4 protein-coding genes and 1 pseudogene are annotated in these 3054 nt (G+C 54.1%); 4 read left to right on the plus strand and 1 reads right to left on the minus strand.

The window, feature by feature from the left end:
- Positions 1-8: 8 nt before the first annotated feature.
- The 4 genes from H8Q75_RS06600 to H8Q75_RS06615 all read left to right on the plus strand — a co-directional run bounded on the left by H8Q75_RS06600 (position 9) and on the right by H8Q75_RS06615 (position 2426).
- Entirely contained in the window at positions 9-281 is a 273-nt protein-coding gene (locus H8Q75_RS06600; protein ID WP_297040954.1) for an energy-coupling factor ABC transporter substrate-binding protein, read from the plus strand.
- Positions 282-1073: a cobalt ECF transporter T component CbiQ gene (cbiQ, locus tag H8Q75_RS06605; RefSeq protein ID WP_024123964.1), complete on the plus strand. Its 792-nt coding sequence runs from the start codon at positions 282-284 to the stop codon at positions 1071-1073.
- Between the two features lies 1 nt (position 1074).
- On the plus strand, positions 1075-1929 hold the full coding sequence (locus tag H8Q75_RS06610; protein ID WP_297040953.1) for an ABC transporter ATP-binding protein: 855 nt from the start codon (positions 1075-1077) through the stop codon (positions 1927-1929).
- Between the two features lie 134 nt (positions 1930-2063).
- Positions 2064-2426, plus strand: coding sequence for a response regulator (locus tag H8Q75_RS06615; RefSeq protein WP_024123966.1), 363 nt, complete (start codon positions 2064-2066; stop codon positions 2424-2426).
- 2 nt (positions 2427-2428) lie between these two features.
- Here the strand turns inward: H8Q75_RS06615 and H8Q75_RS06620 are convergent.
- Positions 2429-3054: pseudogene (locus tag H8Q75_RS06620) on the minus strand (dolichyl-phosphate-mannose--protein mannosyltransferase); the annotation flags it as partial.

Genomic DNA, 3054 nt, shown 5'->3' on the forward strand with positions numbered 1-3054 from the left:
GCCACCTCCTGAATCAAGTCCTGGGCTTGGGCATCTTTCCTTTACTTTTCGTTAAGGGGAATTTTGAAGGTGCCGATGCCCAAGCGCTGGACTTGATTCAGGAGGTGGCGCCAGACTTTCAGCCGTGGGCAAAACCCCTTTTTGAGCCACCCAGTAGTGAAGTGGAATCGCTCCTATTTGCGGTACAAGCAGCCCTAGGGGCAGGGGCCATCGGCTTTATTGCCGGTCAGTACCACGCCCGTTCAGCAACCCCTCGACATTCTAAGGATCCTAGGGCGTGAATGCACCATCACCTCGATATCTACGCCTACACCAATGGTCTGCGGCATCTGCACCCCAAACAAAAGCTAATTTTTGCGATCGCCAGCCTGTTATTTACGTTTTTTGCTCACCCCCTTGTCCAGAGCTTGCTTTGGCTATGGCTCAGCCTTTGGATTCTTGGCTATGCCCGCATTCCGTGGCGGGTTTACTTCACCCTCCTAGCTACAGTGGCCGTGTTTTGGCTAGTGAGTTTACCAGGGTTAGTGGTGCAAATCATCCCGACGGAGACTTTAAGGGCTTCGGGCCAAGTGGTTCTTAGTGACATCTCCCTAATGGGCTGGTCGCTTTTTATCAGTGCCGAGAAATTGCACCAAGGCTTAACGGTAGGACTGCGGACAATTGTTGCCAGCACCTGTTTACTATTGATTTTATTGACGACTCCCTTCCCAGCACTGTTGGCAGTGGCTGAGCGCTGGGGCGTTCCCGCTTTCGTCCTCGATGTCTTGATGCTGATGTACCGCTATATCTTCACCCTCCTCGAAACTGCCTTCACGCTTCAGTTGGCGCAGCGGGCGCGGGGAGGCTATCAACGGCGATCGCGCTGGCTATTCAGCGTCAGTCTCTTAGCAGCTCAGCTTCTGCAACAATCGCTGCATCGCTATCAAGCCATTCAGCTTGCTTTGGTCAGTCGGGGCTTTCAGGGGCCGTTTCGAGTGTTGCGCCCCTGCACCTATACCTATTCCCAGCGGTATGGCCTCGAAGTCCTCATTGGTGGCAGTGCCCTGCTCCTGCTAAACACCGTGATGGTCTAAGATGTCTGTCCCCCTATTGGAATTTCATCAGGTTGAGTTTCGCTATCCCAATACCTCTGAACCGGTTCTGCGGGACTGCTCCTTTACCCTAGAGACAGGACGGAAAGTTGCCCTTTTGGGCCTGAATGGCTCAGGGAAATCCACCCTCTTTTATTTGGCTGCTGCCCTCTATCGGCGCGATCGCGGCGAAATTTACTGGCAAGGGCAACGCCTGGTTCACCAACCGGAGAAACTGCGGCAGTGGCGGCAACGGATTGGCTTAGCCTTTCAAGATCCGGAACAACAGTTGGTGGCAGCAACCGTAGCCGAGGACATCTCCTATGGGCTGTGCAATTTGGGTCTCAGTCCCCCAGAAGTGGAAGCTCGCCTCTATCAAATCTTGCAGGAGTTTGATTTAGTGGCTCTCGCTGACCGCCCCTTACATCATTTGAGCTTGGGGCAAAAACGACGGGTGGCACTGGCTGGGGTCATGGCCTTGGCACCAAGGCTGTTACTCCTGGATGAACCCACCACCTATCTGGATCAGCAGCAGCGGCAGCAATTGCGAGAAGTGCTAGAGAAAATTCACCAACAGGGGACAACAATTATGATTGCTACCCATGATCTGGATTTTGCCTATGGCTGGGCAGACTGGATTATGACTCTTGTCAATGGTCAGGTGGCGGTGAGCGATCGCGCCCAGCAGGTCTTTCAACAGTGGCCTGACCTTGCGCCCCACCTGGGAACCCCCACCCTCCTTGCTCTCTGGCAACAATTGCCCCCCGCGTGGCGACAACAGCGTCCCTTCCCCCGTACGGTACCAGAATTTAGCCGAGAACTCGGGGCACTCTTTCGGCATCTGCTCGACCAGAACTAAAGAACTTTGCTGACGCTCCTTAGCCTTGGAATCAAAGTGGTACCCTGGAGTATAGACAGCATCATTGGCTGTTCCAGTGCATATTCTAGTGCATAATAGTCAGCGTATTGTTTGCGGCATCAGGCAAAACCCCTATGGCCACAATTATGGTTGTTGATGACAGCCCCACCCTGCGGGCAATGATTGTTGAACTCATGAAAGAACAAGGCTACGACGTTGTTGAGGCCGAAGATGGCATCGAAGCTCAGGAAAAAATCAAAGCCCAATGCCCTGACCTGGTGATTCTAGACGTGGTGATGCCGCGCATGAATGGTTATGAACTCTGCCGCTGGATTAAGGGAGAAGCGGCTTCCCAAAAGGTGCCAGTGATTATGTGCACAACTAAAGGTGAAGAATTTGATATTCACTGGGGCAAAAAACAGGGGGTGGATGCCTACATCACTAAGCCCTTTGATCCTGCAGAACTTGTTGCCAGCGTCAAACAGCTCTTGGGATAGCCCTAAATCCAAGACGGTAACCACATCCGCCTCAGAAAGTCTTGGGGCGTCAAGGGCAGTCCTAAATATAGGGGAAGCCAGTAAAGGAAGCCCCCGACAACTCCTCCTAGGACAGCAGTACGTGCCCAGCGTGCCCAGTCTCCCCAATCGCGGCTGGCTTCCCAGACCAAGGCCACAGCCATAAAGCTGTAGAGGGCAGCGGGGAGGTAGTGATAGAGAAAGACACAGCGGGTTACAAGTGCCCAAGGCAGGAGATTGGCGGCATAGTTCCAGAGCACAAAATGGCCTGCCGTTGTGGTCAGCCCAAGGGGTAAAAGTGCAAGGGTGGCTAAGGTGCCGAGCCACAGGAGGGGCGGATTGAAGAGGGCATAGACGGCATAAACCCACTGGGTATCCGCCATGGGTAGGGGCGGGCCAATGACGGGCACCGGTTCGCTGAGGGTTTGTACTCGCTGAAAAAAGTAGCTCATGGGGCGCAGCAACAGCGGCCAAGACCACCATGGCGAGCAGTAGGGATGGGCGGTACTGGCAACGCTGCGGTGAAAGTTAAACATTTGGCGATGCAGCTCAAGGAGACTCTGGTGGGGATGAAACTGGAGATGGGGCAGCCAGAGCAGGGTATAAACCC

The sequence above is a fragment of the Thermosynechococcus sp. OHK43 genome (assembly GCF_014466085.1).
Taxonomy (GTDB): Bacteria; Cyanobacteriota; Cyanobacteriia; order Thermosynechococcales; family Thermosynechococcaceae; genus Thermosynechococcus.

Coding starts and splice junctions, on each gene's coding strand:
- cbiQ (WP_024123964.1), top strand. CDS start 282: ATGCACCATCACCTCGATATCTACGCCTACACCAATGGTCTGCGGCAT.
- H8Q75_RS06610 (WP_297040953.1), top strand. CDS start 1,075: ATGTCTGTCCCCCTATTGGAATTTCATCAGGTTGAGTTTCGCTATCCC.
- H8Q75_RS06615 (WP_024123966.1), top strand. CDS start 2,064: ATGGCCACAATTATGGTTGTTGATGACAGCCCCACCCTGCGGGCAATG.